The 25075-nt window shown below is 66.6% G+C and carries 31 protein-coding genes; 18 read left to right on the forward strand and 13 right to left on the reverse strand.

Annotated features, from left to right (window positions below; translation table 11 throughout):
* Positions 1 to 20 precede the first annotated feature (20 nt).
* Positions 21 to 2015 carry an APC family permease gene (locus tag LMQ14_RS17540; protein ID WP_267730811.1) on the reverse strand — a complete coding sequence of 665 codons (1995 nt, stop codon included), beginning with the start codon at positions 2013 to 2015 and terminating at the stop codon, positions 21 to 23.
* A gap of 133 nt (positions 2016 to 2148) precedes the next feature.
* Here LMQ14_RS17540 and LMQ14_RS17545 point away from each other — a divergent pair, with 133 nt between their 5' ends.
* On the forward strand, positions 2149 to 2832 hold the full coding sequence (locus LMQ14_RS17545) for a potassium channel family protein (protein ID WP_267730812.1): 684 nt from the start codon (positions 2149 to 2151) through the stop codon (positions 2830 to 2832).
* Between the two features lie 37 nt (positions 2833 to 2869).
* A complete protein-coding gene (locus LMQ14_RS17550; protein WP_267730813.1) occupies positions 2870 to 3547 on the forward strand; it encodes a potassium channel family protein in 678 nt (225 codons plus the stop codon).
* Here LMQ14_RS17550 and LMQ14_RS17555 read toward each other — a convergent pair.
* Together LMQ14_RS17555 and LMQ14_RS17560 are read right to left on the reverse strand one after the other, a co-directional pair.
* Positions 3544 to 4218 carry a DUF3159 domain-containing protein gene (locus LMQ14_RS17555; RefSeq protein WP_267730814.1) on the reverse strand — a complete coding sequence of 225 codons (675 nt, stop codon included), beginning with the start codon at positions 4216 to 4218 and terminating at the stop codon, positions 3544 to 3546. The two genes, LMQ14_RS17550 and LMQ14_RS17555, sit on opposite strands and share 4 nt — an antisense overlap.
* A complete protein-coding gene (locus tag LMQ14_RS17560) occupies positions 4215 to 4583 on the reverse strand; it encodes an OB-fold nucleic acid binding domain-containing protein (protein WP_267730815.1) in 369 nt (122 codons plus the stop codon). Before LMQ14_RS17560 ends, LMQ14_RS17555 begins: the two co-directional genes overlap by 4 nt.
* A gap of 137 nt (positions 4584 to 4720) precedes the next feature.
* Here LMQ14_RS17560 and LMQ14_RS17565 point away from each other — a divergent pair, with 137 nt between their 5' ends.
* A complete protein-coding gene (locus LMQ14_RS17565; RefSeq protein WP_267730816.1) occupies positions 4721 to 5419 on the forward strand; it encodes an alpha/beta hydrolase in 699 nt (232 codons plus the stop codon).
* A 14-nt stretch (positions 5420 to 5433) separates the two neighbouring features.
* Here the strand turns inward: LMQ14_RS17565 and LMQ14_RS17570 are convergent, their stop codons facing one another.
* Together LMQ14_RS17570 and dut are read right to left on the reverse strand one after the other, a co-directional pair.
* Positions 5434 to 6204 carry a DUF3710 domain-containing protein gene (locus LMQ14_RS17570; RefSeq protein WP_420714535.1) on the reverse strand — a complete coding sequence of 257 codons (771 nt, stop codon included), beginning with the start codon at positions 6202 to 6204 and terminating at the stop codon, positions 5434 to 5436.
* Positions 6204 to 6668, reverse strand: a complete 465-nt coding sequence (gene dut / locus LMQ14_RS17575; RefSeq protein ID WP_267730818.1) for a dUTP diphosphatase — start codon at positions 6666 to 6668, stop codon at positions 6204 to 6206. Before dut ends, LMQ14_RS17570 begins: the two co-directional genes overlap by 1 nt.
* Positions 6669 to 6693: 25 nt before the next feature.
* Between dut and LMQ14_RS17580 the strand changes: the two genes are divergently transcribed.
* Complete coding sequence (locus LMQ14_RS17580; protein WP_267730819.1) at positions 6694 to 7173, forward strand: DUF3093 domain-containing protein; 480 nt, start codon at positions 6694 to 6696, stop codon at positions 7171 to 7173.
* Position 7174: 1 nt separating this feature from the next.
* Here LMQ14_RS17580 and LMQ14_RS17585 read toward each other — a convergent pair whose 3' ends face one another.
* Positions 7175 to 7477, reverse strand: coding sequence for a DUF4193 domain-containing protein (locus LMQ14_RS17585; protein WP_036468275.1), 303 nt, complete (start codon positions 7475 to 7477; stop codon positions 7175 to 7177).
* 182 nt (positions 7478 to 7659) lie between these two features.
* Between LMQ14_RS17585 and cei the strand changes: the two genes are divergently transcribed.
* A complete protein-coding gene (gene cei, locus LMQ14_RS17590) occupies positions 7660 to 8313 on the forward strand; it encodes an envelope integrity protein Cei (RefSeq protein ID WP_267730820.1) in 654 nt (217 codons plus the stop codon).
* 1 nt (position 8314) lies between these two features.
* On the opposite strand, the gene LMQ14_RS17595 is transcribed toward cei, so the two are convergent.
* Positions 8315 to 9190 (reverse strand): inositol monophosphatase family protein, encoded by an 876-nt coding sequence (locus LMQ14_RS17595; protein WP_267730821.1) that lies wholly within the window; start codon positions 9188 to 9190, stop codon positions 8315 to 8317.
* Positions 9191 to 9317: 127 nt separating this feature from the next.
* Here LMQ14_RS17595 and ppgK point away from each other — a divergent pair, with 127 nt between their 5' ends.
* The 4 genes from ppgK (at position 9318) to LMQ14_RS17615 (ending at position 13230) form a co-directional block, all read left to right on the forward strand.
* Complete coding sequence (gene ppgK, locus LMQ14_RS17600) at positions 9318 to 10127, forward strand: polyphosphate--glucose phosphotransferase (protein ID WP_267730822.1); 810 nt, start codon at positions 9318 to 9320, stop codon at positions 10125 to 10127.
* Positions 10128 to 10304: 177 nt separating this feature from the next.
* Positions 10305 to 11831 (forward strand): RNA polymerase sigma factor, encoded by a 1527-nt coding sequence (locus LMQ14_RS17605; RefSeq protein WP_267730823.1) that lies wholly within the window; start codon positions 10305 to 10307, stop codon positions 11829 to 11831.
* Positions 11832 to 11878: 47 nt separating this feature from the next.
* Positions 11879 to 12745, forward strand: a complete 867-nt coding sequence (locus LMQ14_RS17610; RefSeq protein WP_267730824.1) for a DUF4436 family protein — start codon at positions 11879 to 11881, stop codon at positions 12743 to 12745.
* Between the two features lie 95 nt (positions 12746 to 12840).
* The gene (locus tag LMQ14_RS17615; protein ID WP_267730825.1) at positions 12841 to 13230 is read left to right on the forward strand and encodes a RidA family protein; all 390 of its coding nucleotides are present in this window, start codon (positions 12841 to 12843) and stop codon (positions 13228 to 13230) included.
* Here the strand turns inward: LMQ14_RS17615 and LMQ14_RS17620 are convergent.
* Positions 13203 to 13586 (reverse strand): DUF952 domain-containing protein, encoded by a 384-nt coding sequence (locus tag LMQ14_RS17620; protein ID WP_267730826.1) that lies wholly within the window; start codon positions 13584 to 13586, stop codon positions 13203 to 13205. The genes LMQ14_RS17615 and LMQ14_RS17620 overlap by 28 nt on opposite strands.
* 136 nt (positions 13587 to 13722) lie before the next feature.
* Here LMQ14_RS17620 and LMQ14_RS17625 point away from each other — a divergent pair, with 136 nt between their 5' ends.
* The gene (locus LMQ14_RS17625; RefSeq protein WP_085226720.1) at positions 13723 to 13908 is read left to right on the forward strand and encodes a DUF7455 domain-containing protein; all 186 of its coding nucleotides are present in this window, start codon (positions 13723 to 13725) and stop codon (positions 13906 to 13908) included.
* A 66-nt stretch (positions 13909 to 13974) separates the two neighbouring features.
* Positions 13975 to 14979 carry a YihY/virulence factor BrkB family protein gene (locus LMQ14_RS17630; RefSeq protein ID WP_267730827.1) on the forward strand — a complete coding sequence of 335 codons (1005 nt, stop codon included), beginning with the start codon at positions 13975 to 13977 and terminating at the stop codon, positions 14977 to 14979.
* On the opposite strand, the gene LMQ14_RS17635 is transcribed toward LMQ14_RS17630, so the two are convergent.
* Positions 14980 to 15219 (reverse strand): DUF3039 domain-containing protein, encoded by a 240-nt coding sequence (locus tag LMQ14_RS17635; protein ID WP_267730828.1) that lies wholly within the window; start codon positions 15217 to 15219, stop codon positions 14980 to 14982.
* Between the two features lie 45 nt (positions 15220 to 15264).
* Here LMQ14_RS17635 and LMQ14_RS17640 point away from each other — a divergent pair, with 45 nt between their 5' ends.
* The 3 genes from LMQ14_RS17640 to LMQ14_RS17650 all read left to right on the forward strand — a co-directional run bounded on the left by LMQ14_RS17640 (position 15265) and on the right by LMQ14_RS17650 (position 17646).
* Positions 15265 to 15708 carry a DUF3099 domain-containing protein gene (locus LMQ14_RS17640; RefSeq protein WP_267730829.1) on the forward strand — a complete coding sequence of 148 codons (444 nt, stop codon included), beginning with the start codon at positions 15265 to 15267 and terminating at the stop codon, positions 15706 to 15708.
* 149 nt (positions 15709 to 15857) lie between these two features.
* A complete protein-coding gene (gene sigB / locus LMQ14_RS17645; RefSeq protein ID WP_090601317.1) occupies positions 15858 to 16820 on the forward strand; it encodes a sigma-70 family RNA polymerase sigma factor SigB in 963 nt (320 codons plus the stop codon).
* A 136-nt stretch (positions 16821 to 16956) separates the two neighbouring features.
* Positions 16957 to 17646 carry a metal-dependent transcriptional regulator gene (locus LMQ14_RS17650; RefSeq protein WP_267730830.1) on the forward strand — a complete coding sequence of 230 codons (690 nt, stop codon included), beginning with the start codon at positions 16957 to 16959 and terminating at the stop codon, positions 17644 to 17646.
* A 7-nt stretch (positions 17647 to 17653) separates the two neighbouring features.
* Here the strand turns inward: LMQ14_RS17650 and LMQ14_RS17655 are convergent, their stop codons facing one another.
* Positions 17654 to 18712: a DUF4192 domain-containing protein gene (locus LMQ14_RS17655; RefSeq protein ID WP_267730831.1), complete on the reverse strand. Its 1059-nt coding sequence runs from the start codon at positions 18710 to 18712 to the stop codon at positions 17654 to 17656.
* Between the two features lie 114 nt (positions 18713 to 18826).
* Between LMQ14_RS17655 and sthA the strand changes: the two genes are divergently transcribed.
* Complete coding sequence (gene sthA / locus LMQ14_RS17660; RefSeq protein ID WP_267735570.1) at positions 18827 to 20233, forward strand: Si-specific NAD(P)(+) transhydrogenase; 1407 nt, start codon at positions 18827 to 18829, stop codon at positions 20231 to 20233.
* 4 nt (positions 20234 to 20237) lie between these two features.
* Here the strand turns inward: sthA and LMQ14_RS17665 are convergent, their stop codons facing one another.
* Entirely contained in the window at positions 20238 to 21059 is an 822-nt protein-coding gene (locus LMQ14_RS17665) for a trypsin-like serine peptidase (RefSeq protein WP_267730832.1), read from the reverse strand.
* Positions 21060 to 21268: 209 nt separating this feature from the next.
* On the opposite strand from LMQ14_RS17665, the gene LMQ14_RS17670 reads away from it, so the two are divergent.
* Genes LMQ14_RS17670 through LMQ14_RS17680 form a run of 3 tightly spaced genes read left to right on the forward strand, consistent with a single transcriptional unit; the run spans position 21269 to position 24029 of the window.
* Entirely contained in the window at positions 21269 to 22243 is a 975-nt protein-coding gene (locus LMQ14_RS17670) for a proteasome assembly chaperone family protein (RefSeq protein WP_267730833.1), read from the forward strand.
* Positions 22244 to 22276: 33 nt separating this feature from the next.
* Positions 22277 to 23308 carry an alpha/beta fold hydrolase gene (locus tag LMQ14_RS17675; RefSeq protein WP_267730834.1) on the forward strand — a complete coding sequence of 344 codons (1032 nt, stop codon included), beginning with the start codon at positions 22277 to 22279 and terminating at the stop codon, positions 23306 to 23308.
* Between the two features lie 34 nt (positions 23309 to 23342).
* Positions 23343 to 24029 carry a PhzF family phenazine biosynthesis protein gene (locus LMQ14_RS17680; protein ID WP_267730835.1) on the forward strand — a complete coding sequence of 229 codons (687 nt, stop codon included), beginning with the start codon at positions 23343 to 23345 and terminating at the stop codon, positions 24027 to 24029.
* Between the two features lie 5 nt (positions 24030 to 24034).
* On the opposite strand, the gene LMQ14_RS17685 is transcribed toward LMQ14_RS17680, so the two are convergent.
* Together LMQ14_RS17685 and nrdR are read right to left on the reverse strand one after the other, a co-directional pair.
* Entirely contained in the window at positions 24035 to 24520 is a 486-nt protein-coding gene (locus LMQ14_RS17685; RefSeq protein WP_267730836.1) for a peroxynitrite isomerase, read from the reverse strand.
* Positions 24521 to 24525: 5 nt separating this feature from the next.
* The gene (gene nrdR / locus LMQ14_RS17690; RefSeq protein WP_090601310.1) at positions 24526 to 24990 is read right to left on the reverse strand and encodes a transcriptional regulator NrdR; all 465 of its coding nucleotides are present in this window, start codon (positions 24988 to 24990) and stop codon (positions 24526 to 24528) included.
* Positions 24991 to 25075: the final 85 nt, after the last annotated feature.

The raw sequence follows: 25075 nt of genomic DNA on the forward strand, positions 1-25075 counted from the left end.
GTTTTCCTCGTCGAGGCGCTTCAGTCGAAGATTCCGCGGCGGGCGTCACCGGGAGCCGCGTGCGGCTGCAGGGTCTTGAGCCGCTCCGACGAACTCAATTGCCAGGGAACCGAAGTCACCATCACGTTGGGCATGAACAGCAGCCGGCCCTTGAGCCGAAGGGCACTCTGATTGTGCAGCACCTGCTCCCACCAATGGCCGACGACATACTCCGGGATGAAGACCGTCACCACGGTGCGCGGCGAGTCCTTACTGACCCGCTTGACGTATTCGAGCACCGGACGGGTGATGTCGCGATAGGGCGAGGCGATGACCTTCAGCGGCACGCTGATCTCGCTTTCCTCCCAATCATGCACCAGCGCACGGGTTTCCACGTCGTCCACGCTGACCGTGACGGCCTCGAGAACATCGGGGCGGGTCGCGCGCGCATAGGCCAGTGCCCGCAGGGTCGGTAGATGCAGCTTCGACACCAGCACCAGCGCGTGGTTGCGGCTGGGTAGCACCACGTCGTGCTGGGCAGCTCGTTGCTCCTCCAATTCCCGGGAGACGGTGGCGTAGTGCTTACGGATCATCTTCATGATGACGAACAGCACCGTCATCGCCACGATGGCGATCCACGCCCCGGCAAAGAATTTGGTGACCAGGACCACCAACAGCACCGCACCGGTGGACAGCAGGCCGACCGTGTTGATCACGCGCGAGCGCTTCATCTGGCGCCGCACCTTCGGGTCCGTCTCGGTGCGCAGCAGCCGGGTCCAGTGCCGGACCATGCCGATTTGGCTCAGCGTGAAGGATATGAACACCCCGACGATGTAGAGCTGGATCAGCGCGGTCACCTCACCGCGGAACGCGACGACGAACGCCAGAGCCGCGGCCGACAGGAACAGGATCCCGTTGGAGAACGCGAGGCGGTCTCCGCGCGTGTGCAATTGGCGCGGCAGGTAGCTGTGCTGCGCCAGCACCGAGCCGAGTACCGGGAATCCGTTGAAGGCGGTGTTGGCCGCCAGCACCAAGATCAGCGCGGTCACCGTGGCGATGAGCAGAAACCCGATGCGGAAGCTGCCGAACACGGTCTCGGCCAGCTGCGTGACCAGTGTCTTCTGCATGTAGCCGGCCGGGGTGCCGGTCAGCTGCGTGGCGGGATCGTCGACCAGCTGCACGTGTATCTGCTGGGCCAGCACGATGATGCCCATCAGCAGCGTCACCGCGATGACACCCAGCATCAGCAGAGTCGTTGCGGCGTTGCGCGACTTGGGTTTCTGGAACGCCGGCACGCCATTGCTGATCGCCTCGACACCGGTCAGCGCCGCGCAGCCCGACGAGAATGAGCGGGCGAGCAGGAACGCGAACGCGAACCCGACGATCTGGCCGTGCTCGGCATGCATCTGGAAGGCGGCGGATTCGGCCCGCAGCGGGTTGCCCAGCACGAAAATCCGGATCAGCCCCCACCCGATCATCACGACGACCCCGACGATGAATGCATAGGTCGGGATCGCGAAAGCCACCCCGGACTCGCGGATCCCACGCAGGTTCAACGCCATCACCACCACGATGGCGACCACGCAGAACCACACCTTGTTCTCGGCCACCAGCGGAACCGCCGAACCTATGTTCGCCATCGCCGACGAGGTCGAAACAGCAACGGTGAGAACGTAATCCACCATCAGCGCACTGGCCACCACCAGGCCGGCGGTCTCACCCAGGTTCGTGGTGACGACTTCGTAGTCGCCGCCGCCGGACGGGTAGGCATGCACGTTCTGCCGGTAGCTGGCCACCACGACCAACATGACCGCGGCCACCGCCAGCCCGATCCACGGCGTCAGCGCGTAGGCGGCCGCTCCGGCCACCGAGAGCATCAGAAAGACTTCCTCGGGCGCATACGCCACCGAGGACAGCGCGTCGGAGGCGAACACCGGCAAGGCGATGCGCTTGGGCAGCAGGGTGTGGCTCAGCCGGTCGCTGCGTTGCGGCCGCCCGATGAGCAACCGGCGCGCTGCGGTTGAAAGTTTGGACACGAGAGCCAAGAGTAAGCGCAACAGGCCATGCCGGTAGCGTTCCGTGGGCGAGAATGTTCCCGACGGAAATCGGCTGGCCACAAAGTTTGCCGATGGATTGACACTTACTCCGACCCAGCCGAGAGGACCTGACGTGCGGGTGGTTGTAATGGGCTGCGGCCGGGTGGGCTCGTCGCTGTCCGACGGGCTGTCCCGAATTGGCCACGATGTCGCGGTGATCGACCGTGACAGCTCGGCGTTCAACCGGCTGAGCCCGGAGTTCGCCGGCGAGCGGGTGCTGGGCCAGGGGTTCGACCGCGATGTACTGCTGCGAGCGGGCATCGAGGAGGCCGACGCGTTTGCCGCGGTGTCAAGCGGGGACAACTCCAACATCATTTCGGCGCGGTTGGCTCGCGAGACGTTCGGCGTTAACCGGGTGGTGGCCCGCATTTACGACGCCAAGCGCGCCGAGGTCTACGAACGCCTCGGTATCCCAACGATTGCCACCGTGCCGTGGACCACCGATCGGCTGCTCAACGCGCTGACCCGGGAGAGCGAGACCGCCAAGTGGCGGGACCCCACCGGCACGGTCGCCGTCGCCGAGGTCGTCCTGCACGACGACTGGGCGGGGCGGCGCGCCACCGATCTGGAGCAGGCCACCGGCGCGCGCGTGGCGTTTGTGATCCGGTTCGGCACCGGCATCCTGCCCGAGCCGAAAACTGTCATCCAGGCCGGCGATCAGGTCTACATCGCCGCGATCTCCGGCCGCTCAGCCGAGGCGGTGGCCATCGCTGCCCTACCGCCCGCCGAGGACATCGATTCGGGGGCGGGGCATTGAGCCCGCACCGCCCGACCGCGACTAAGGAGCGCCCTAGATGAAGGTAGCTATCGCCGGTGCGGGTGCGGTCGGCCGCTCGGTCGCTCGCGAGCTGATCGAGAACAACCACGACATCACCCTGATCGAACGCAACCCCGACCACGTCGACGTCGACGCGATCCCTGCCGCGCACTGGCGGCTCGGCGACGCCTGCGAACTGAGCCTGTTGGAATCGGTGCACCTCGAGGATTTCGACGTGGTGGTCGCCGCGACCGGTGACGACAAGGCCAACGTGGTGCTGTCCCTGCTGGCCAAGACCGAGTTCGCGGTGCCCCGGGTGGTGGCCCGGGTCAACGACCCCCGCAACGAATGGCTGTTCACCGACGCCTGGGGAGTCGACGTCGCGGTGTCCACTCCGCGGATGCTGGCGTCGCTGATCGAAGAGGCCGTGGCCGTGGGCGATTTGGTGCGGCTGATGGAATTCCGCCGGGGCCAGGCCAACCTGGTCGAGATCACCCTGCCCGACGACACGCCTTGGGGCGGCAAGCCGCTACGCCGCCTCGAGCTGCCCCGGGACGCCTCGCTGGTGACCATCCTGCGCGGACCGCGCGTGATCGTGCCGGAGGGCGACGAGCCACTGGAGGGCGGCGACGAGTTGCTCTTCGTCGCGACCACCGAGGTCGAAGAGGATCTGCGCAAACTACTGCTGCCGGCGGTCGCGCCGCCTGCCAGCTAGTCGGCGACGGTGTCGGCGTCGATCGCCGGGCCGAACGCCTCGCCGGTGCCGGCGATCGCGCGCTGAGCGGACTTGATCGCGACATAGGTCACCAGCGCGGCCAGCGCGGTCAGCGGCCAGCCCATCCCGATGCGCGCCGCGGCCAGCCAGCCGGTCTGGTCGGCGTCGTAGAGCAGTCGCTGAACGACGAACCGCGCACCGAAGACCAGCACCCAGCACAGCGTGGCGATGTCGAACGCGTAGACGGCCCGGGACACGTCGCGCCAGCCGCGATCACGCCCGGTGGCCCAGCTCCAGGCGTAGCCGACCAGCGGCCGGCGGATCACGACGGAGACCGCGAAGACCACCGCCCACAACAGCGAGACCCAGATGCCGAGCAGGAAGTAACCCTTGGACGCCCCGACGATGTAGGCGATCAGCGCGCAGACGGCGACTCCGATGAACCCGGAGAAGGCCGGCTGCACCGATTCGCGGCGAATCAGCCGCCACACCAAGACCAGCGCGGCCACCCCGAGTGCGGTGCCGATCGCGGACACCAGGCCCAGCAGGCTGGAAGCCGCGACAAAGGTGACGACGGGCAGCGATGAGTAGATGAGACCGCCCACCCCGCCTAGCTGGCTCAGCAGGCGTTCTGGGTTGATGCGGTTAGACGTGTTACTGGGCAGAGTCAACGCTGAATTTCGTAGTGCGGGTTGTAAATGGCCTTGGTTCCGTTCTCCAGCTTGCCCATCCGGCCGCGCACCCGCAAAGTGCGTCCCGAGTCGATGCCGGGGATGCGGCGCTGGCCCAGCCATACCAGGGTCACCGTGTCGCTACCGTCGAACAGTTCGGCCTTCACGCCGCCCGCGCAGCCCTTGCCGTTACATTCCACGCTGCGCAGCGTGCCCACCATCGTGACTTCTTGGCCACGTTCGCAGTCGATCACGCGCTGTGCGCCAGTGCTGGCGACCTCGTCGGACAATTCCTCGGAATCGCGTTGCTCCGGGTCCTCCGTCAACCGACGGGTGAGGCGGCGCAAATAACCTTGAGCCCCCATGGCCACTCCTGACAATTCCGAAAAAGCTGCGGTGCTTTCCTCTGTGCCAACGGCCACCGTAGACCCGATAGTTCCCCGGCGCCAACCGAATCAAACTGTGATTTTGGAACGTTCGTCGCGCCGGGCAATATCGGAGCGTGGGTGTCGATCTGCGCGGTGTCACGACCGTGCTGTTGCCCGGAACCGGATCCGACGACGTTTACGTCAATCGGGCGTTTTCCGGACCCGTGCGCAATGCCGGCGCACGGCTGGTCACCCCGGCGCCGCGGCCGGATCGTTTGGTCGACGGATACCTGGCCGCGTTGAACGACGCCGCGCGCGAAGGTCCGATCGCCGTCGGCGGAATCTCGATCGGGGCCGCGGTGGCGGCGGCGTGGGCACTGGCGCATCCAGGCCAAACCGTTGCGGTGCTGGCCGCGCTGCCCGCCTGGGCGGGGCCGCCGGGGTCGGCGCCGGCCGCGCTGGCGGCGCGGTATTCGGCGTCACAGCTGCGCGCCGATGGTCTGGCCGCAACGACCGCACAGATGCGAGCCTCCAGCCCGGCCTGGTTGGCCGAGGAGCTGACCCGGTCCTGGCTTGCCCAGTGGCCGCTGCTGCCCGATGCCATGGACGAAGCGGCCGCCTATGTCGCGCCCACCTGTGACGAACTCAACACGCTTTCGGCTCCGCTCGGCGTGGCCGCAGCGGTCGACGATCCGATCCATCCGCTGCAGGCCGGTGTCGACTGGGTCGCCGCCGCGCCACACGCGGCGCTGCGGACGGTGACGCTCGACCAGATCGGCGCGGACAGCGCCGCGCTCGGGGCGGCCTGCCTGGCGGCGCTTGCCGACGCGTAGCCGTCAGAGGCGGGCTAGCCGCCGGTGGTGGTGCGCAGCTGCTGCATGGCCGATCCATCCACGCTGCGGCGCGCGGCCGGCTCGCTGGGCGGCTCTTGCGCGTCGGGTTCTCCGGAGGCCTGCTGCGCCTCGGCCTGCTGCACGGCGGCCTGACGCAGCTGCTCGGCCATCGGCTCGGGAAGGTTCACGGCCAGCGGCGTGCGCACCGGCAGCGGGGTGTCGCCGCGGCGAACCACGGTGTCCGCCAACGCCGCCCGCGCCTCGTGCTCGAGTGCCTCGATCGTTTCGTGCGGGCCGTTGATGACGCAGCGGATCATCCACCGGTAGCCGTCGACCCCGATGAAGCGCACCACGCCCGAAGCGGTGCCGACCACCTCGCGGCCCCACGGGCCGTCCTTGATGCTGACTTCGGCCGAGTCCTTGCGCAGCGAGTCGGCGAGCTCGGCGGCCACCTCACGCCACAGGCTGCCCGTCTTGGGGGCGGCGTAGGCGGCGATCGTGAACCGGCCATTGGGCGTGACGACCCACACCGCACTCGGGACGCCGGTCTCGGTCAGCTCGACCTGGAGCTGGCCGGCTTCGGGCATCGGGATGAGCACCGAGCCCAGATCGAGCCGGGCCAGCTCCGCGACCGACGGGTCGTCGAAGTCGTCGATGTCGAACGGGCCCTCCACCTCGTCGTCGAACTCGTCGTCGACCGGGTCGCCTGCGGACTCGGCGTCGACCGGCGCGACGGCCGTGTCGTCGCTGTCGTCGTCTTTGCCTGAACGTTTACCGAATGCCATCACAAACTCGCATGTCCGCCGGAGGAACCGTGACCACCATCGCCACGGGATGTTTCGGCCAGCCCGGCCTCGTCGAACGACCCGACCTCGACCAGCTCGACCAACTCGACCCGCTGCACCAGCAACTGGGCGATCCGATCGCCGCGATGCAGCACGATCGGCTCGGCCGGGTCGAGGTTGATCAGCGAAATCTTGATCTCGCCGCGATAGCCCGCGTCGATCGTACCCGGGCTGTTGACGATCGAAAGTCCAACCCGCGCAGCCAATCCCGAGCGCGGATGCACCAAGCCGACCATTCCGAACGGGATGGCGACCGCCACACCAGTCCGGACCAGGGCGCGGTGCCCCGGGTCCAGCGTGACGTCTTCGGCGGTGAACAGATCAACCCCCGCGTCGCCGTCGTGTGCACGGCTGGGCAGCGGGAGCTCAGGGTCGAGGCGAACAATGGCCAGACTGGTCGACACGGGGCCAAAGACTACCCTTGACCGCGTGTCGAGTACGCGCGTCGCGCCGCACAGCGTGCGATATCGCGAGCGGCTGCGGGTCCCATGGTGGTGGTGGCCACCGGCCTTCGCGCTCGCGACGCTGATTGCTGTCGAAGTCAATTGGGGTGTCAGGGCGCTCCCCGACTGGCTGCCGTTCGTCGTGCTGTTCATCGTGGCCGTCGGGGCGCTGCTGTGGCTGGGCCGTACCGAGATCCGGGTCACCGCCGGCGACGACGGTGTGGCGCAGCTGTGGGCCGGGGAAGCCCACCTGCCGGTCACCGTGATCGCCCGATCCGCGGAGATAGCGCCGACGGCGAAGTCGGCGGCACTGGGACGTCAGCTCGACCCCGCGGCGTATGTGCTGCATCGCGCATGGGTCGGACCGATGATTTTGCTGGTCCTCGATGACCCAGACGACCCGACGCCGTACTGGATGGTGAGCTGCCGTCACCCCGAGCGGGTGCTGTCGGCATTGCGCAGCTGACTTACGCCGCGCAGTCGGTGCAGATCATCACGCCGTTCTTCTCGCTGGCAAGTCGACTGCGGTGCTGCACCAAAAAGCAGCTCGAGCAGGTGAACTCGTCGGCTTGTTTCGGAATGACCCGAACCGATAGTTCCTCGCCAGACAGGTCGGCGCCAGGCAGTTCGAAGTTCTCGGCGGACTCGGATTCGTCCACGTCAACAACGGCCGACGCCGCCTCGTTGCGTCGAGCCTTGAGCTCCTCCAGCGAGTCCTCCGAAACGTCATCCGTTTCGGTACGCCGTGGAGCGTCATAGTCGGTAGGCATCGTCCAATCCCCTCACATGCCTGCGTTACCTCAAGCAACGCTTTGTACCAGCGTCGAACGCATCCACCAAACGATTCGTGCCCGGATCCCGGTGTATTCGGTTGTGATTTACCTCACACCCCCGAATTGACCCTCATATTTGCCTTTAAACAGTGGATTTAGTGTGCGGCTAGAGTGCACCTGTGGTCGCACAAATCACCGAGGGTACAGCCTTCGACAAGCATGGTCGGCCGTTTCGGCGACGCAACGCCCGACCCGCGATTGTCGTGCTGGTTTTCCTGGTGTTGGTGACGGGCGTCGCGTGGACGGTGGCGCTGACGCGACCCGCGAAAGTTCACGAAGCGCAATCTTGCAACCCGCCCCCACAGCCGGCGACCGGATCGGCGCCGGCACAACTCGGCGAGCAAATGTCGCGCAGTGCGATGGCCGACGTGTCGCCGGCCAAACTCAGCGACACCAAGGTCCGGGTTCTCAACGCCAGCGGCCGCGGCGGCCAGGCCGCCGATGTCGCCGGCGCGATGAAGGACCTGGGCTTCGCCCAGCCAACCGCGGCCAACGACCCGCTCTACGCCGGCGCCCGGCTGAATTGCCAGGGCCAGATCCGCTTCGGGACGGCCGGACAGGCCACCGCCGCCGCGGTGTGGCTGGTCGCCCCGTGCAGCGAGCTGTTCAACGACAACCGCGCCGACGACTCCGTCGACCTCGCGATCGGCACGGAGTTCAGCGCGCTGGCCCACAACGACGACATCGACTCGGTACTGGCCAGCCTGCGTCCCGGTGCTACCGGCTCGTCGGATCCCTCGCTGTTGTCGAAGATTCACGCCAGCAGCTGCTGACTCAGTCCTCGATCGGCGCCAGGGCGTCGAATCGCTCCAGGGCCGCCAACAGTGCGTCGGCGATTCCGGGCGCGGCCGCCACGACCAGTCCGGCGCCGCCGACCTGCCCGTCCGGTGGCGGCACCAACACCCGCGCGCCGGCCTCGGCGGCGATCAACGCGCCCGCCGCGAGATCCCACACCTGCAGCCCGTGCTCGTAGTAGGCGTCCAGCCTCCCGGCCGCGACCATGCACAGGTCCAGCGCCGCGGAACCGATGCGACGCACGTCGCGGACCAACGGCAGCAGCTGCGCCAGCAGCGCCGCCTGGGTGGTGCGGCGCCCGATCGAATACCCAAAGCCGGTGCCCAACAAGGACATCGACAGATCGTCGACGTCGGCGCACCGCAACGGGTGCGTGCCCTGCGCGTCGATGACGTGCGCGCCGAGACCCTTTGCCGCGGAATAGATCCGACCCCCGACGACGTCGGCGACCGCGCCGGCCACCGACACGCCATTGACCTGCACGCCGACCGACACCGCGTAGGCCGGGATGCCGTAGACGAAATTCACCGTGCCGTCGATCGGATCGAGCACCCAGGTGACCGCGTCGTCGGAGACTGCTCCCGGCTCGGCCGGCCCCCCGCCCTCTTCCCCGAGAATCGGTTCGCCAGGCCGTAATTCGGCCAACCGATCGCGCAGCAGCCGTTCGGTCTCGGTGTCGACCACCGTCACCGGATCGGTCGGTGTGCTCTTGGACCGCACCGCGTCACTGTCGGTCCCGCCCGCGTGGGCGCCGAACACCTCGGCGCGGCGAGACCGCACGAACTCGGCGGCTTCGGCGGCCAGCGTTTCGGCCACCGAGCGCAACTGCGCGGGAACTTCGTCGGATCGCGTCACCGGTCCATCGCAACACAGTCGGCCACCGCGGCGCAGACCGGCGATGCCCCTATCGGATTGCCCGACCGCAACGCCCGTCGTCGTTAGCTAAGGTGTGACACAGCCCAATCTCGCCAAGGAGATGTCGATGACGAGCACCGACTCGGACACGGACACGCCCGGTAACGGGGCAGCCTCCGGCACGCCGCAGCGTCGCGGATTCGGCATCGACGTCGGCGGCAGCGGCATCAAAGGCGGAATCGTCGACCTGGACACCGGCCTGCTGATCGGCGACCGGGTCAAACTGCTGACACCGCAACCCGCCACGCCGCCGGCCGTCGCCGAGACCATCGCCAAAGTCGTCAACGAATTCGGCTGGACCGGTCCGCTCGGCGTGACCTACCCCGGCGTCGTCACCGACGGCATCGTCCGGACCGCCGCCAACGTGGACCGCGCCTGGATCGGGACCAGCGCGCGCGACGTGATCAGCGCCAAGCTGGACGGCCAGGCGGTCACGGTTCTCAACGACGCCGACGCGGCCGGGCTCGCCGAGGAGCGCTACGGGGCGGGCAAAGGGCACGAGGGCCTGGTCGTGTTGCTCACCTTCGGAACCGGCATCGGGTCCGCCCTGATCCACAACGGGAAGCTGATACCCAACACCGAGTTCGGCCATCTCGAAGTCGGCGGCAAAGAGGCCGAGAAGCGCGCGGCGTCCTCGATCAAAGACAAGAGGAAGTGGAGCTACCCACGCTGGACCGAAGAGGTGACCAGAGTGCTGATCGCGATCGAGAACGCGATCTGGCCCGACCTGTTCATCGCCGGCGGTGGCATCAGCCGAAAGGCCGACCAATGGGTGCCGCTGCTGAAAAACCGCACCCCGGTGGTGCCGGCGGCATTGCTCAATACCGCCGGGATTGTCGGTGCCGCGATGGCGTCGACCGCGGACGTGACGCACTGAATTTTCCCCGCTAGGGCGGTACGAGCGCCCACTGTCGTTACAATGGTCCACGGCGACCGCCCGACAGAAAGCGTGCGACCAGTCACGCTCATACCAACGCCGACATTCGACATAGCAGACACTTTCGGTTAACCATGCCCAAACCCACCGAAAGTGAGTCCAACCGAAGGGGTGTAAGTGGCAGCGACCAAGACCAGCGCGGCAACCGATGAACCGGTGAAGCGCACCGCCACGAAGACTCCTGCCAAGCGGCCCGCAGCAAAGGCCGCCAATGGCGCCGCGCCGGCGAAGCGCGCGACCAAGACCGCTCCGCGGGCCGCCAAGCCCGCCGATGACACCGAGGCAACCATCGAGAAGAAGCCCCGCACCCCCGCCAAGGCCGCCGCGGGCAAGGCGCCGGCGGGCCGCGGCACCAAGGCCGCAGCCAAAGACGGCGACGACGAGAACCCGGAGGGCGTCGACGAGAACGCCGCCGAGGAACTCGACGGCGAACCCGACCTCGAAGTTGTCGAGGACCTCGACATCGAAGCCGAGCTCGTCCTCGACGACCTCGAGGATGTCGTCGCCGAGGAAGCCGACGCCGAAGTCGTCGTTGACGGCGACGCGGACGACGACGCCGAAGAGAGCGCGACCGTCGCGAAGCCGGCAGTGGCCAAGAAGCCGGCCGACGAGGACGAGGAAATCGCCGAGCCCTCCGAAAAGGACAAGGCGTCCGGCGATTTCGTCTGGGACGAAGACGAATCCGAGGCGTTGCGGCAGGCCCGCAAGGACGCCGAGCTCACCGCGTCCGCGGACTCGGTTCGTGCCTACCTCAAGCAGATCGGCAAGGTGGCACTGCTTAACGCCGAGGAAGAGGTCGAACTCGCGAAGCGGATCGAGGCCGGTCTGTATGCCACCCAGCTGATGGCCGAGCTGGTCGAGCGCGGCGACAAACTGCCCGCCGCCCAGCGCCGCGACATGATGTGGATCTGCCGCGACGGCGACCGCGCCAAGAACCATCTGCTGGAAGCAAACCTGCGACTCGTGGTGTCGCTGGCCAAGCGCTACACCGGCCGCGGGATGGCCTTCCTCGACTTGATCCAGGAAGGAAACCTGGGTCTGATCCGCGCGGTCGAGAAGTTCGACTACACCAAGGGATACAAGTTCTCCACCTACGCGACGTGGTGGATTCGCCAGGCGATCACCCGCGCGATGGCCGACCAGGCCCGCACCATCCGCATCCCGGTGCACATGGTCGAGGTGATCAACAAGCTGGGCCGCATTCAGCGCGAGCTGCTGCAGGACCTGGGCCGCGAGCCCACGCCTGAAGAGCTGGCGAAGGAAATGGACATCACGCCGGAGAAGGTGCTGGAGATCCAGCAGTACGCCCGTGAGCCCATCTCGCTGGATCAGACCATCGGCGACGAGGGCGACAGCCAGCTGGGTGACTTCATCGAGGACAGCGAAGCGGTCGTGGCCGTCGACGCGGTGTCGTTCACGTTGCTGCAAGACCAGCTGCAGTCGGTGCTCGAGACGCTCTCGGAGCGCGAAGCCGGAGTAGTACGGCTGCGCTTCGGTCTCACCGACGGCCAGCCTCGTACCCTCGACGAGATCGGCCAGGTCTACGGCGTGACCCGCGAGCGCATCCGCCAGATCGAATCCAAGACCATGTCGAAGTTGCGCCACCCCAGCCGCTCCCAGGTGTTGCGCGACTACCTCGACTGACCGGAGTTACCCGACGACCAGCACACCGGGGTGTGCTCATCTAGGGTGTGGGCGTGGCCGTCGGTACTGGCGTCAAATCTGGGTCAGTAGCGCGTCGCCGAAACGCACTCCTACTGCTCGCGTTAGTGATGTTCGCCGGCCTAGTGGCGTTGGCAGCCCTCTCGTTTGAGCAGGAGGGGCACGCGTCGGGCGTGTCCGGCGATAGGAACCTGACCGACGGCGTTCGGGTCCATGCCAACCTCGAAAAGATGGTTCCCGGGGATCCGCAGTTAACGGTTCGCCTCGATTTCGAACCGAGAGGACGCTACGCCCAGGATGGGGTCTTCCTTGCCCAGCGCGTCCGGGTTGTCGCGGTCGGCGGCGCCGGTCTGGTTGACGAATCGTTCGCCGCCGGCGGCGTGATGACGCCCAGCACCCTCCCTGTTGCGCTCGAGGGCGGCGATGTCAGCCAGTACCCCTTCGATAGTTACAGCGCGCTTTTCGGTGTGCGCGTCCTCACCGGTGATGGCGCCCCGGTCCCCTCGGTGCTGATCGTCGACGGGTCTATCCATGGCTACACCATCGACATTGCGGAGCCCACCCGGGAGCCGAACGGCGGCAACGACTTGACGATCGGCGTCTCCCGCGGATCCGCTACATGGATATTTGCGGTGTTCATCATGATGCTGATGTGGACGGTGACGGGCCTCGCGCTGTTGCTCTCGGTGAAGCTGATCCGCACCGGTGCCGCGATCGACACCCCACTGATTTCACTGCTGGGTGTGCTGCTGTTCGCCTTTACGGCCATCCGCAACTCGATGCCCAACGCACCGGCCCTCGGCGCGCTCGCCGATTACCTGTCCTACTTCTGGTGCGAGGTGGCACTCGGTCTCGGCCTGGTCGCTCTGCTCATCTTCCGGATCCGCCGAAGCTGAGTGCCGCTCCGGTCCAACAGCGCAAATCGACTGTCTTGCAACATGTTCCGTAGTCGTATCTACGCCGATGAGCTGGCGGAGGCTACTGTGGCCGGATGTCCGCCAACCGCAAACTCATCTCGTCACGATCCGACTTCGAAGCGACGGTCGGGTACTCGCGCGCGGTGCGGGTAGGCCCGTACGTGGCGGTTGCCGGCACGACCGGCACGGGACCCGCGGATGACATCGCCGCTCAAGCCCAGGACGCCTTGCGCCGCATCGGAATTGCGCTCGACGAGGCGGGCGCATCGCTGAACGACGTGGTTCGCACCCGCATCTACGTGACCGATATTTCCCGGTGGCGCGAGGTCGCGGCGGTGCACGCGCGGGTCTTCGGGGAGATACGGCCGGCGTCAACGATGGTCGAAGTCTCGGCGCTCATCGCGCCCGAGCTGCTGGTGGAGATCGAAGCCGACGCCTACCGGGAGCCGGTAGAAGGGTCCTGAGCACCCGCGATCGGGGCGAAGGTTCCCCCGGGATCCGGCGAATAAACGGTGACCCATTTCACAGCGGCGACAGGCAGCGGTCCGTACAGGTGCGGGAACAGCATCGCCGCCGGATCCGTCGGCACGCCTGGCTCCCACCGCACGGGCGAGTCCAGCAAAGCCGGGTCGATGTGCAGCAGCACCAAGTCCCGGCGACCGTGGAAGAGCCGGTTGGCCGGCAGATGTACCTGCTCAGGCGCGGAGAGATGAATGAAGCCGGCACCGCCGGCCTCGGGGCGGATTTCACCCCGCGACTTGGCGTCCGACCACTCGTCGGTTCCGCACAGGTGTACGAGCTGGTCAGGAGCGAAGGTCACGGTCGTTAACTCTAGAAAGCCCGACGAAACCCAACGTTTACAGCCCGTGAGAAACGACACACCTGATAACGATCGGGGAACAACGCTAAAACGCCGAACGTCTGAGAAAGTGGATCAAAGAGAACGGAGAAGCCCAATGATTGCAACTCTGACAACACGCGAGCTGACTCGAGCCGACCGCTGCGATCGCTGCGGTGCCGCAGCCCGCGTACGCGCCAAGCTGCCTTCTGGAGCCGAACTTCTCTTCTGCCAGCACCACGCTAACGAGCACGAGGCAAAGCTTGTTGAGCTCGCCGCCGTGCTGGAGGTCAGCGAAAGCTAGTCCCAGCGAAACTCACCCGTTCACAATGTGAGGTGTGGGCGCACTCGTCGGTAATGCTGGACCGGTATGAGCGAGCAGACCGCAAAGCCGTCGCGCCACCACATTTGGCGAATCACGCGTAGGACTCTGGTAAAGAGCTGGGACGACTCCATCTTCGCCGAGTCCGCACAGGCGGGTTTTTGGTCGGCGCTGTCGACACCTCCGCTGCTGTTGGGAATGCTGGGCAGCCTGGCTTACGTGGCTCCGCTGTTCGGGCCGGATGCGCTGCCCAGCATCGAGAAGAGCGCGATTTCGGCGGCGCACAGCCTGTTCTCGTCCAGCGTCGTCAACGAGATCATCGAGCCCACCGTCCGCGACATCACGGCGCACGCCCGCGGCGAGGTGGTCTCGCTCGGCTTTTTGCTGTCGCTGTGGGCGGGGTCGTCGGCGATCTCGGCCTTCGTCGATTCCATCGTCGAGGCCCATGACCAAACGCCGCTGCGCCACCCGGTGCGCCAGCGGCTGTTCGCGCTGTTCCTGTACGTGGTGGGCCTGGTCGCCGCCGTGGTGGCCGCGCCGGTCCTGGTCGTGGGTCCGCGCACGGTGTCCGAACATATCCCGGACGCCTTGGCCAACGTGCTGCGCTACGGCTACTACCCGGCACTGGCCCTTGGACTGATGATGGGGGTCGTCATTTTGTACCGGGTGTCGCTGCCGGAACCCTTGCCGACGCACCGGCTTATCTTCGGCGCCATCCTGGCAACCGCCGTGTTCGTGATCGCGACGCTGGGCCTGCGGGTCTATTTGCGCTGGATCACCAGCACCGGCTACACCTACGGCGCGCTGTCCACACCGATCGCGTTTCTGTTGTTCGCCTTCTTCGGCGGTTTCGCGATCATGATCGGCGCCGAACTCAATGCGGCGATCCAGGAAGAATTCCCCGCGCCCCGCACGCACGCGCACCGGCTGCGCAAATGGTTGTTCGCGCGTTCGCCCGCCCTGAAGAAGACCGCCGAGGCGTTATCGAATCCGGTGACGACGAATCCCGCCACCCAGGACCGCGATGTGGTGCCGGCGGAACCGCCGACCTGATCAGCCCTTCTTGAGCTGCTCGTAGATCTTCTTGCAGTCCGGGCACACCGGTGAGCCCGGCTTGGCCGCCCGCGTCACGGGAAAAACCTCTCCGCACAACGCGACCACATGGCTACCCATCACCGCGCTCTCGGCTATCTTGTCCTTCTTGACGTAGTGGAAGTACTTGGGGGTGTCGCTGTCGGTCCCGTCGTCGACGCGTTCGTCGGTATCGGTGCGTTCGATCGTCTGCGTCTGCATACCTGACATTGTGCCTGCCAAGGCGCCCCAACCGGAATCGGCCAGATGTGGGACAGTGGAGTAATGAGGCGCGGCCCGGAGTTAGGGTTCGACGACGACGGTCGTCCGGTTCTCATCACCGCCGCCGAGCCGTCGTACGAAGAGCAGCATCGCGCGCGCGTCCGTAAGTACCTGACGATCATGTCGTTTCGCGTCCCGGCACTGATCCTGGCCGCACTGGCCTACGGCGCCTGGCACAACGGCCTTATCTCGCTGGCAATCATCGCCGCGTCGGTGCCACTGCCCTGGATGGCCGTCCTGATCGCCAACGACCGGCCGCCCCGCCGCAAGGACGAGCCCCGGCGGTTCGACGATTCCGCCCGGCGCACCCCGTTGTTCCCGACGGCCGAGCGACCGGCACTCGAGGCGCCGCGACCCCCGCAGCCGCAACCGGGCTCGCCCGGCCGCGAGTACAACCCGGGCCACGAATACGACGCCGGCCCCGGTTAATCGGCGCCAGAACACACTTCTCAGGACATTCTCAGGTCGTCGGCACATTTGTGCACGTCAAAGCGTGTGAGATGACGGCGGCGTGGGAACTCTCAGGGCTGATATGTCGTTTAACTCCATGACAGCTACAAGCCAATCGGGAGGCCGCCATGGCGAATGCCATCACAGGCAGGATCGACACCAGCGATCTAGATGCTCAGAGCCCTGCAGCGGACCTCGTGCGCGTATATCTGAACGGCATCGGGAAGACGGCGTTGCTGACCGCCGCGGACGAAGTCGAACTGGCAAAGCGCATCGAGGCCGGACTGTATGCCGAGCATCTGCTCGCAACGCGGAAGCGCCTCGGCGAGAACCGCAAACGCGATCTTGCCGTCGTCGTACGTGATGGTCAGGCCGCGCGCCGCCACCTGCTGGAAGCGAACCTGCGTCTGGTGGTTTCGCTCGCCAAGCGCTACACCGGCCGGGGGATGCCGTTGCTCGACCTGATTCAGGAGGGCAACCTCGGACTGATCCGCGCGATGGAAAAGTTCGACTACACAAAGGGATTCAAGTTCTCGACATACGCCACGTGGTGGATCCGGCAGGCCATCACCCGCGGTATGGCCGACCAGAGCCGCACCATCCGGCTGCCCGTTCACCTCGTCGAGCAGGTCAACAAGCTGGCGCGGATCAAGCGGGAGATGCACCAGAACCTGGGACGTGAAGCCACCGACGAAGAACTGGCCACCGAGTCTGGAATTCCGGTCGAGAAGATCAACGATCTGCTCGAGCACAGCCGCGACCCGGTAAGCCTGGACATGCCGGTCGGTTCCGAGGAAGAAGCCCCGCTGGGCGATTTCATCGAGGACGCCGAAGCGATGTCCGCGGAGAACGCGGTGATCGCCGAACTGCTGCACACCGACATCCGCAGTGTGCTGGCCACTCTCGACGAGCGCGAGCATCAGGTGATCCGGCTGCGTTTCGGCCTGGACGACGGCCAGCCGCGGACGCTGGATCAGATCGGCAAGCTGTTCGGTCTGTCCCGCGAGCGGGTCCGTCAGATCGAGCGCGACGTGATGGCCAAGCTGCGCAACGGGGAGCGCGCCGATCGGCTGCGCTCGTACGCGAGCTGAGGCGCCCCACTCAGCCAGGTAGCGCCGACAGTATGCCCGCCGCAATTACGCGGCGGGCATACTGCTTGCCTAGGGCATGCGTTAAGCCCATTTCGGCAGCTGGCCAAGTAGACTCGGCGTCAATGGAGGGTGCTGAATGAACGACCTGGTTGATACCACCGAGATGTACCTGCGAACCATCTACGACCTCGAGGAAGAGGGCGTAACGCCGCTGCGTGCCAGGATCGCCGAACGGCTCGACCAGAGCGGGCCGACCGTCAGCCAAACCGTCTCCCGGATGGAGCGCGACGGACTGCTCCACGTGGCCGGTGACCGGCACCTGGAACTCACCGACAAGGGCCGGGCACTGGCCGTCGCCGTCATGCGCAAGCACCGCCTCGCCGAGCGACTGCTCGTCGACGTCATCGGGCTGCCGTGGGAAGAAGTGCACGCCGAGGCATGCCGGTGGGAGCACGTGATGAGCGAGGATGTCGAGCGCCGGCTGGTGAAGGTGCTCAACAACCCGACCACCTCCCCGTTCGGCAACCCGATTCCGGGTTTGCTGGACCTGGGCGTAGGCCCGGATTCCGGTGCCGACGACGTCAACCTGGTCCGGCTGACCGAGTTGCCGGCGGGATCGCCGGTCGCGGTCGTCGTCCGCCAGCTCACCGAGCATGTTCAGGGCGACATCGATCTGATCGCGCGGCTCAAGGACGCCGGCGTCGTGCCGAACGCGCGCGTCACCGTCGAAACCGGGTCGGTTGGGGTCACCATCCTGATACCCGGCCACGAGAACGTCACGCTGCCGAACGAGATGGCGCACGCGGTCAAGGTCGAGAAGGTCTGATCCTCTGCTAACCCGCACAGCGGCCGAATGCCCGCCGCGGCGGTAGCCGCACCCCGAGCCGCTTGGCCAGCCGGTACCCGGTCGCCGCGAGTTCGCGGATCTGTTCCGGTCGCAGACCGGACTGCAACGCCATGTCCAGCATGCCCGCCATCCGATGGTCCGGATCGCAGCGCAGCGCGGCCTCCAGCGACACGCCGGCCAGCGGGCCGTCGCCGCGGACGTAGGCGCTGAACGCGAGCAACACCAGCGCTTCGATCCGCCACGGCGCGGGCAGGACCCGCGCCAGCGACGCCCACAACGCCTCGGCTTCCCCGGCTTTCTCGCCGACTGCGAGGGCGTACAACGTGTCGCGCACCTGCACGTCGTTCAGCGCGCAGCCCAGGGCGGCCAGCTCGGCGTCGGACAGCGATTGCCCGCCGCCGACGCGACCGGCCGCGGCCATCGCGCTCTCCAGGTCGCGACGGCTACAGCCCGTGGGATCGGTGCGATGCGCCGCCGCGCGGGTGGCCGCCTGCCGGCTGAGCAGACCGGCCAGCGCGGCGGTGCGGGCCGGATCCTCGACGGCCAGCACCGCCTGCAGGTCGGCGCGACGCGCATACAGCCGCCGGCCGTCCAGCACCGCCGCAGCGGCCAGGGGCGACGCGGACGGATCGTCGACCGTGCCTCTCGCGCCGCAGTCGTCCACGCAATGCCAGCGCCCGCCGCGGGCCACCCGGTCCACCACGTGCGCCGCCCGCAGCTCAATGTTGTGCTCCGACAACACCTCTGCGAGCATCGCGCACAGCTGCCGGTACTCCTCGTTGCACTGCGGGCATCCGGCGCCGTCCTCGTTGACGATCACCGCGATCGCGGCTTCGGGCGCCGCCGAGGCGGCGACCTCGGCCAGGTGCCCGATCCGGCCGGCGAGCTCCGGACCGAGGTCGACCCTCAGCACGGCTCCCAACTCGCCGCCGTCCAACGACACCAAGACCAATGAATTCTCTGGAACGAAGCCGAGAACGGCCGGTAGCGCGGCGATCAGTGCGCCGGGGCGGTTCAGCTCGAAATCGGGTGCGTGCGGTCTCATGAGGCCCAACGCTGGTGGCCGCCACCGTCAGACCGCGCTCGCGCAACGCCGTTGAGCCATTCGTCTGTGGAGAAAGTCTCGACTGTGGGCTCTATCGTCTATCCCATGGGATCGATGCAGGAATACGACATGATCGTGATCGGCTCGGGGCCCGGCGGACAGAAGGCCGCCATCGCCTCGGCCAAGCTGGGCAAGTCGGTGGCGATCGTCGAACGCGGCCAGATGCTGGGCGGCGTGTGCGTGCAAACCGGCACCATCCCGTCAAAGACGTTGCGCGAGGCGGTGCTCTACCTCACCGGGATGAGCCAGCGCGAACTCTACGGCGCGAGCTACCGCGTGAAGGAGAAGATCACCCCGGCCGACCTGCTGGCCCGCACCCAGCACGTGATCGGCAAGGAAGTGGACGTGATCCGCAACCAGCTGATGCGCAACCGGATCGACCTGCTGATCGGACACGGGCGATTCGTCGACCCGCACACCGTCGAGATCGAAGACCCCACCCGACGCGAAAAGCTAACCATCAGTGGCAAATACATCGTGATCGCCACCGGCACCCGGCCGGCGCGGCCGTCCGGCGTCGAGTTCGACGAACACCGGGTGCTCGACTCCGACGGAATCCTCGACCTCAAGTCGCTGCCCACCTCGATGGTGGTGGTCGGCGCCGGCGTGATCGGCATCGAATACGCGTCGATGTTCGCCGCACTGGGCACCAAGGTCACCGTCGTCGAAAAGCGCAGCGACATGCTGGACTTCTGCGACCCCGAGGTCATCGAGGCGCTGAAGTTCCACCTGCGCGACCTGGCGGTGACGTTCCGCTTCGGTGAGGAGGTGACCGCGGTCGACGTCGGCACGGCCGGCACCATCACCACCCTGGCCAGCGGCAAGCAGATTCCCGCCGAGACGGTGATGTATTCCGCTGGGCGCCAAGGGCAGACGGACCACCTCGATCTGCACAACGCCGAGCTGGAGGCCGACAACCGCGGCCGGATCTTCGTCGACGATAACTTTGCGACCAAGGTGCCCCACATCTACGCCGTCGGCGATGTCATCGGCTTCCCGGCATTGGCCGCCACCTCGATGGAACAAGGCCGGCTGGCCGCCTACCACGCGTTCGGCGAAGCGTGCGAAGGCATTACCGACCTGCAGCCGATCGGCATCTACTCCATTCCCGAGGTCTCCTACGTCGGCGCCACCGAGGTGGAACTGACCAAGGACGCGATCCCGTATGAGGTCGGGATGGCCCGCTACCGGGAGCTGGCCCGCGGCCAGATCGCCGGCGACTCCTACGGCATGCTCAAACTGCTGGTGTCCACCGACGACCTCAAGCTGCTCGGGGTGCACATCTTCGGCACCAGCGCGACCGAGATGGTGCACATCGGACAGGCCGTGATGGGGTGCGGCGGCACCGTCGAGTATCTGGTCGACGCGGTGTTCAACTACCCGACCTTCTCCGAGGCCTACAAGGTGGCCGCGCTCGACGTGATGAACAAGGTGCGCGCGCTCAACCAGTTCCGCCGCTGACGATCTAGCAGGTGTCGTCCAGGTCGACCGGTATCGGATCGCCCGGACCGCCGGCTTCGGCGCGGGCCAGTAGCGCAACGATGTGGTCGTCGAACGGCGCGGAGTAGGACACGTTCTCGGCGCATCCCCCGCGTTCGAGTCCGCCGATCAGCCCGACGACGGTGGTGCCGCTGACCCACGGTGCGCCGCTGGTGCCGCCGACCAGCCCCTGACAGACCAATGAGGGAAAGCCGCCGTCGGTGACCGCGGTGCTGCCCTGACAGCCGATCGGCGAGCCGCCCACACCGGTCGGATAGCCCACCACTGTGACGTGGCTACTGGGCGGCGGGGCCATGCCCAGGGTCAGCGCCAAACCGGCCCGCGACTCCACCGAACCACCGTGGTCGCTGTTGACCCGCGCGATCGCGTAGTCGGCGTGCGGATCTTTGCTCGCGACCCAGCGTGGATCCAGGTAGACGTTGTCGGCCGTCCAGAGATCGGGTGGCACGCCGTCGCCGGACAATCCGGGCACGAAGGTGATCTGGGCAGCTCCGGCCAGGCAGTGCGCGGCGGTCAGCACCAGGTTGCCGGCCGCGGAATGCAGCACCGAGCCCGTGCACACGTGCTGGGCGCTGCCATCCAGGAAGATTGCCCCCACCCGCCGGTCCGGATCCACCGGGCCCGCAACCGCGCCCGGTTCGGGCTGGCTGAGGCGCTGGACGGTCTTGCTCGTTTTCGGCGCCTGCGTACTGGTGGGCAGCGACATGTGCAGCACCGGTCGCCCGCACGACGCCAGTAACGTCGCCAGGCCGACCAGTGGGCATAGCAGCAACATCCGGACGCGCATCGCGTCCCATCATGCCCGACCAGGCCGGTGGAAGCTGAATTCGACGCCTCGCGCTGCGACACCTAGATTTGCTGGCAGATGCGGTACCGCCGGAAGTGTTCCATCCGGATTACGTTCGAGCGTCATCCCGTTTCAAGTACTGGTGCCTGTTGATTCGGGGGACACTGGTTAGGGCACCCTGGAGAAACCCCCGAGAGGAGGCAAACCCGATGTCTAACGAGCACAGCGACGACGATCTGTATTACCAGCCGGGCCAACCCGGTATGTACGAGCTGGAGTTCCCGGCTCCCCAGTTGGTGACATCGGACGGCCGCGGCCCGGTGCTGGTGCACGCTTTGGAGGGCTTCTCCGACGCCGGCCACGCGATACGGCTGGCCGCTACCCACCTGAAAGCCGCCCTGGACACCGAGCTGGTCGCGTCGTTCGCGATCGACGAGCTGCTGGACTACCGCTCGCGCCGGCCGCTGATGACCTTCAAGACCGACCACTTCACCAGCTACGACGACCCGGAGCTGAGCCTGTACGCACTGCGCGACAGCGTCGGCACCCCGTTTCTGTTGCTGGCCGGGATGGAGCCGGATCTCAAGTGGGAGCGCTTCATCACCGCGGTGCGTCTGCTGGCCGAGCGGCTCGGCGTGCGGCAGACGATCGGCCTGGGCACCGTCCCGATGGCCGTTCCGCACACCCGGCCCATCACGCTGACCGCGCACTCGACCAACCGCGAATTGATCACCGATTTCCAGCCGTGGATCTCGGAGATCCAGGTGCCCGGCAGCGCGTCGAACCTGCTGGAATACCGGATGGGTCAGCACGGACACGAGGTGGTCGGCTTCACCGTCCACGTCCCGCACTACCTGACGCAGACCGACTACCCCGCCGCCGCCCAGGCGCTGCTCGAGCAGGTCGCCAAGACCGGGTCGCTGGACCTACCGCTGTCGGCGCTGACCGAGGCAGCAGCCGAGATCCGGGGCAAGATCGACGAACAGGTCGAGGCGAGCGCCGAGGTCGCTCAAGTGGTGGCTGCACTCGAGCGCCAGTACGATGCCTTCATCGACGCTCAGGAAAACAGGTCGTTACTAACACGCGACGAAGACCTTCCTAGCGGCGACGAGCTTGGTGCCGAGTTTGAGCGATTCCTCGCCCAGGAGGCGGAGAAGAAGCGCGACGACGACAACCCGGCGTAAACGCCCGAGGGGACGCGACAGCAAGGTGGCGAGATGACTGAGCGGAAGCGCAAGAGCAATCTTCGTCCAGTGCGCGAAGTGACCACCCCCCGGCTCGAATACCGCACCATCCACGGGTACAAACGAGCGTTCCGAATCGCCGGCTCCGGGCCGGCGATTCTGTTGATTCACGGCATCGGCGACAACTCCACGACGTGGAATACCGTGCAGGCCAAGCTCGCTCAGCGGTACACGGTGATCGCCCCCGATCTGCTGGGACATGGGCAGTCCGACAAACCGCGCGCCGACTACTCGGTGGCCGGCTACGCCAACGGAATGCGCGATTTGCTGTCCGTGCTCGATATCGAGCGGGTGACCATCGTCGGTCACTCACTCGGCGGCGGCGTGGCGATGCAATTCGCTTACCAATTCCCCCATCTGGTCGAGCGGCTCATCCTGGTCGCCGCGGGCGGTGTCACCAAGGACGTCAACGTCGCGTTCCGGTTGGCCTCGCTGCCCATCGGGACGGAAGCGCTGGCGCTGCTGCGGCTGCCCCTGGTGCTGCCGGCGGTCCAGCTGGCGGGACGAATCGCGGGCCTGGCGATCGGATCCACCGGGTTGGGCCGCGATCTGCCGAATGTGTTGCGCATCCTGGATGACTTGCCGGAGCCGACGGCCTCGTCGGCGTTCAGCCGGACATTGCGGGCCGTGGTGGACTGGCGCGGACAGATCGTCACCTTCCTGGATCGATGTTATTTGACCGAGGCCATTCCGGTGCAGATCGTCTGGGGCACCAAGGATGTGGTGGTCCCGGTCCGCCATGCGTGGATGGCGCACGCCGCGATGCCGGGCTCCCGCCTGGAGATCTTCGCCGGCTCCGGCCACTTTCCGTTCCACGAAGACCCGGCCCGCTTCATCGACGTCGTCCAGCGCTTCATCGACACCACCACACCCGCCGAATACGACCAAGCCGCGCTTCGCGGGTTGCTGCGCACCGGCAGCGGCGAACGCACGGTCACGGGGTCGGCCGACACGCGCGTCGCGGTGCTCAACGCGATAGGTTCCGACGAGCGCAGCGCGACTTAGATAATTGGTTTGACCCGGCCCGTACAGTCGGGCCATGGGCATCGATGTGACGGTGTTGCGTGTCTTCACCGACCGAGACGGCAAATTCGGTAATCCCTTGGGCGTCGTCGACGCCAGTCAGGTCGCGCCTGCCGATCGCCAGCGGCTGGCCACCCAATTGGGTTACAGCGAAACGGTATTCATCGATCTTCCGGCCGCCGATTCGGCCACTGCCCATGCCGCGATCTACACCCCGCGCACCGAGCTTCCGTTCGCCGGGCACCCGACCGTCGGGGCGTCGTGGTGGCTGCGGTCAATCGGTAGGCCGATCAACACGCTTGCGGTGCCGGCCGGCATCGTGCAGGTGCACTACGAGGGTGATCTGGTGGGCGTCCGGGCCCGCTCGGAATGGGGCCCCGAATACGCCATGCACGAATTCGATTCCGTCGAACAGCTTCTCGCGGCCGACCCAGTCGATTTTCCCGACGACGCCGCGCACTACTTGTGGACCTGGATCGACCAGTCCGCCGGCTCGTTGCGCTCCCGAACGTTCGTCGCGAATCTCGGTGTGCCCGAGGACGAAGCGACCGGCTCAGCCGCGCTACGGATTACCGACCATCTCAGCCGCGACCTGAGCATCACCCAGGGCAAGGGATCGAGGCTGGAAACCGTCTGGAGTCCCGAGGGCTGGGTTCGCGTCGCCGGCCGCGTAGTCAACGACGGTGTGACACAACTCGACTGAGCGGCTCAGGCCTTTCGCTGCAACACCGCGGCGAGATGATGCTGCAGGGGTTGCCCGACCGCACCCATCTGCACCGAGTACGAAAGTTGATCACCGTCGATCCGCAAGGTTCGGCCAAGCGCGGAAACCTCTTTGGCGGTCGGAGTCAATCCGACCGATGTAGTGGCCAGCTCGATTTCGATGAGATCGCCGGTCACGGAAAAGGAGCCGACCTCGATTTCGGTGACACCGCTGGGATGAGCCAGCACCAGCTCGACATGACCGGGCGCCGGCACACGAAGGTAGCCGGTCTCGGCATGCATCGGTTTGCCGTCGGCTGCCCCTTTGGTCTTTTGCGCGTAGGCCAGAAACGGTTTGCCCACATGGGAAAACACAATCTCTTCGAGATACTCGAAAGGCTGGATCGTCGGGTATTCGCCCGAACCACGGCCGGCCCAGGTGCCGAGCAGTGGCGCGAGGGCCGCGAGATCGGGATGCAAATCGCCGGGCATGCGGGTCAGCTCGGTGTCGATACTTTGCGATGCTTGCGAAGCGCCGCGATCTCGCGTTCGAAATCGTCGGCCGACGAAAAGGACCGGTACACCGAGGCGAAGCGCAGGTACGCCACCTCGTCCAGGTCACGCAACGGCCCGAGGATCGCCAGGCCGACCTCGTGACTGGGGATCTCCGGGGAGCCGGCGGCACGCACGGTGTCTTCCACTTGCTGGGCCAGCAGATTCAGCGCATCCTCATCGACCTGACGGCCCTGGCACGCGCGGCGCACACCTTTGATGACCTTTTCCCGGCTGAACGGCTCGGTGACACCGCTGCGCTTGACGACGGCCAGAACCGCGGTTTCTACCGTGGTGAAGCGTCGCCCACACTCCGGGCAGGACCGCCGGCGCCGAATGGCTTGGCCTTCATCGGTTTCCCGAGAGTCGATCACCCGCGAATCGGGATGGCGACAGAACGGGCAATGCATGACCGCTCCTTCGCTGTGCCGGCATCTCGGAAGAACACTCCGAGCGTACCTGTGCGCTCCCCCGCCGGGCCAATGCAGCCACGAC

Source organism: Mycobacterium sp. Aquia_213, from assembly GCF_026625985.1.
Lineage (GTDB): Bacteria > Actinomycetota > Actinomycetes > Mycobacteriales > Mycobacteriaceae > Mycobacterium.

Excerpts from the sequence above, each read along its gene's own strand:
- LMQ14_RS17550 (WP_267730813.1), top strand. The coding sequence starts at position 2,870 with ATGAAGGTAGCTATCGCCGGTGCGGGTGCGGTCGGCCGCTCGGTCGCT.
- LMQ14_RS17560 (WP_267730815.1), bottom strand. The coding sequence starts at position 4,583 with ATGGGGGCTCAAGGTTATTTGCGCCGCCTCACCCGTCGGTTGACGGAG.
- LMQ14_RS17570 (WP_420714535.1), bottom strand. The coding sequence starts at position 6,204 with ATGGCATTCGGTAAACGTTCAGGCAAAGACGACGACAGCGACGACACG.
- LMQ14_RS17585 (WP_036468275.1), bottom strand. The coding sequence starts at position 7,477 with ATGCCTACCGACTATGACGCTCCACGGCGTACCGAAACGGATGACGTT.
- ppgK (WP_267730822.1), top strand. The coding sequence starts at position 9,318 with ATGACGAGCACCGACTCGGACACGGACACGCCCGGTAACGGGGCAGCC.
- LMQ14_RS17615 (WP_267730825.1), top strand. The coding sequence starts at position 12,841 with ATGTCCGCCAACCGCAAACTCATCTCGTCACGATCCGACTTCGAAGCG.
- LMQ14_RS17625 (WP_085226720.1), top strand. The coding sequence starts at position 13,723 with ATGATTGCAACTCTGACAACACGCGAGCTGACTCGAGCCGACCGCTGC.
- LMQ14_RS17630 (WP_267730827.1), top strand. The coding sequence starts at position 13,975 with ATGAGCGAGCAGACCGCAAAGCCGTCGCGCCACCACATTTGGCGAATC.
- LMQ14_RS17635 (WP_267730828.1), bottom strand. The coding sequence starts at position 15,219 with ATGCAGACGCAGACGATCGAACGCACCGATACCGACGAACGCGTCGAC.
- LMQ14_RS17640 (WP_267730829.1), top strand. The coding sequence starts at position 15,265 with ATGTGGGACAGTGGAGTAATGAGGCGCGGCCCGGAGTTAGGGTTCGAC.
- sigB (WP_090601317.1), top strand. The coding sequence starts at position 15,858 with ATGGCGAATGCCATCACAGGCAGGATCGACACCAGCGATCTAGATGCT.
- LMQ14_RS17650 (WP_267730830.1), top strand. The coding sequence starts at position 16,957 with ATGAACGACCTGGTTGATACCACCGAGATGTACCTGCGAACCATCTAC.
- LMQ14_RS17655 (WP_267730831.1), bottom strand. The coding sequence starts at position 18,712 with ATGAGACCGCACGCACCCGATTTCGAGCTGAACCGCCCCGGCGCACTG.
- sthA (WP_267735570.1), top strand. The coding sequence starts at position 18,827 with ATGCAGGAATACGACATGATCGTGATCGGCTCGGGGCCCGGCGGACAG.
- LMQ14_RS17665 (WP_267730832.1), bottom strand. The coding sequence starts at position 21,059 with ATGCGCGTCCGGATGTTGCTGCTATGCCCACTGGTCGGCCTGGCGACG.
- LMQ14_RS17670 (WP_267730833.1), top strand. The coding sequence starts at position 21,269 with ATGTCTAACGAGCACAGCGACGACGATCTGTATTACCAGCCGGGCCAA.
- LMQ14_RS17675 (WP_267730834.1), top strand. The coding sequence starts at position 22,277 with ATGACTGAGCGGAAGCGCAAGAGCAATCTTCGTCCAGTGCGCGAAGTG.
- LMQ14_RS17680 (WP_267730835.1), top strand. The coding sequence starts at position 23,343 with ATGGGCATCGATGTGACGGTGTTGCGTGTCTTCACCGACCGAGACGGC.
- LMQ14_RS17685 (WP_267730836.1), bottom strand. The coding sequence starts at position 24,520 with ATGCCCGGCGATTTGCATCCCGATCTCGCGGCCCTCGCGCCACTGCTC.
- nrdR (WP_090601310.1), bottom strand. The coding sequence starts at position 24,990 with ATGCATTGCCCGTTCTGTCGCCATCCCGATTCGCGGGTGATCGACTCT.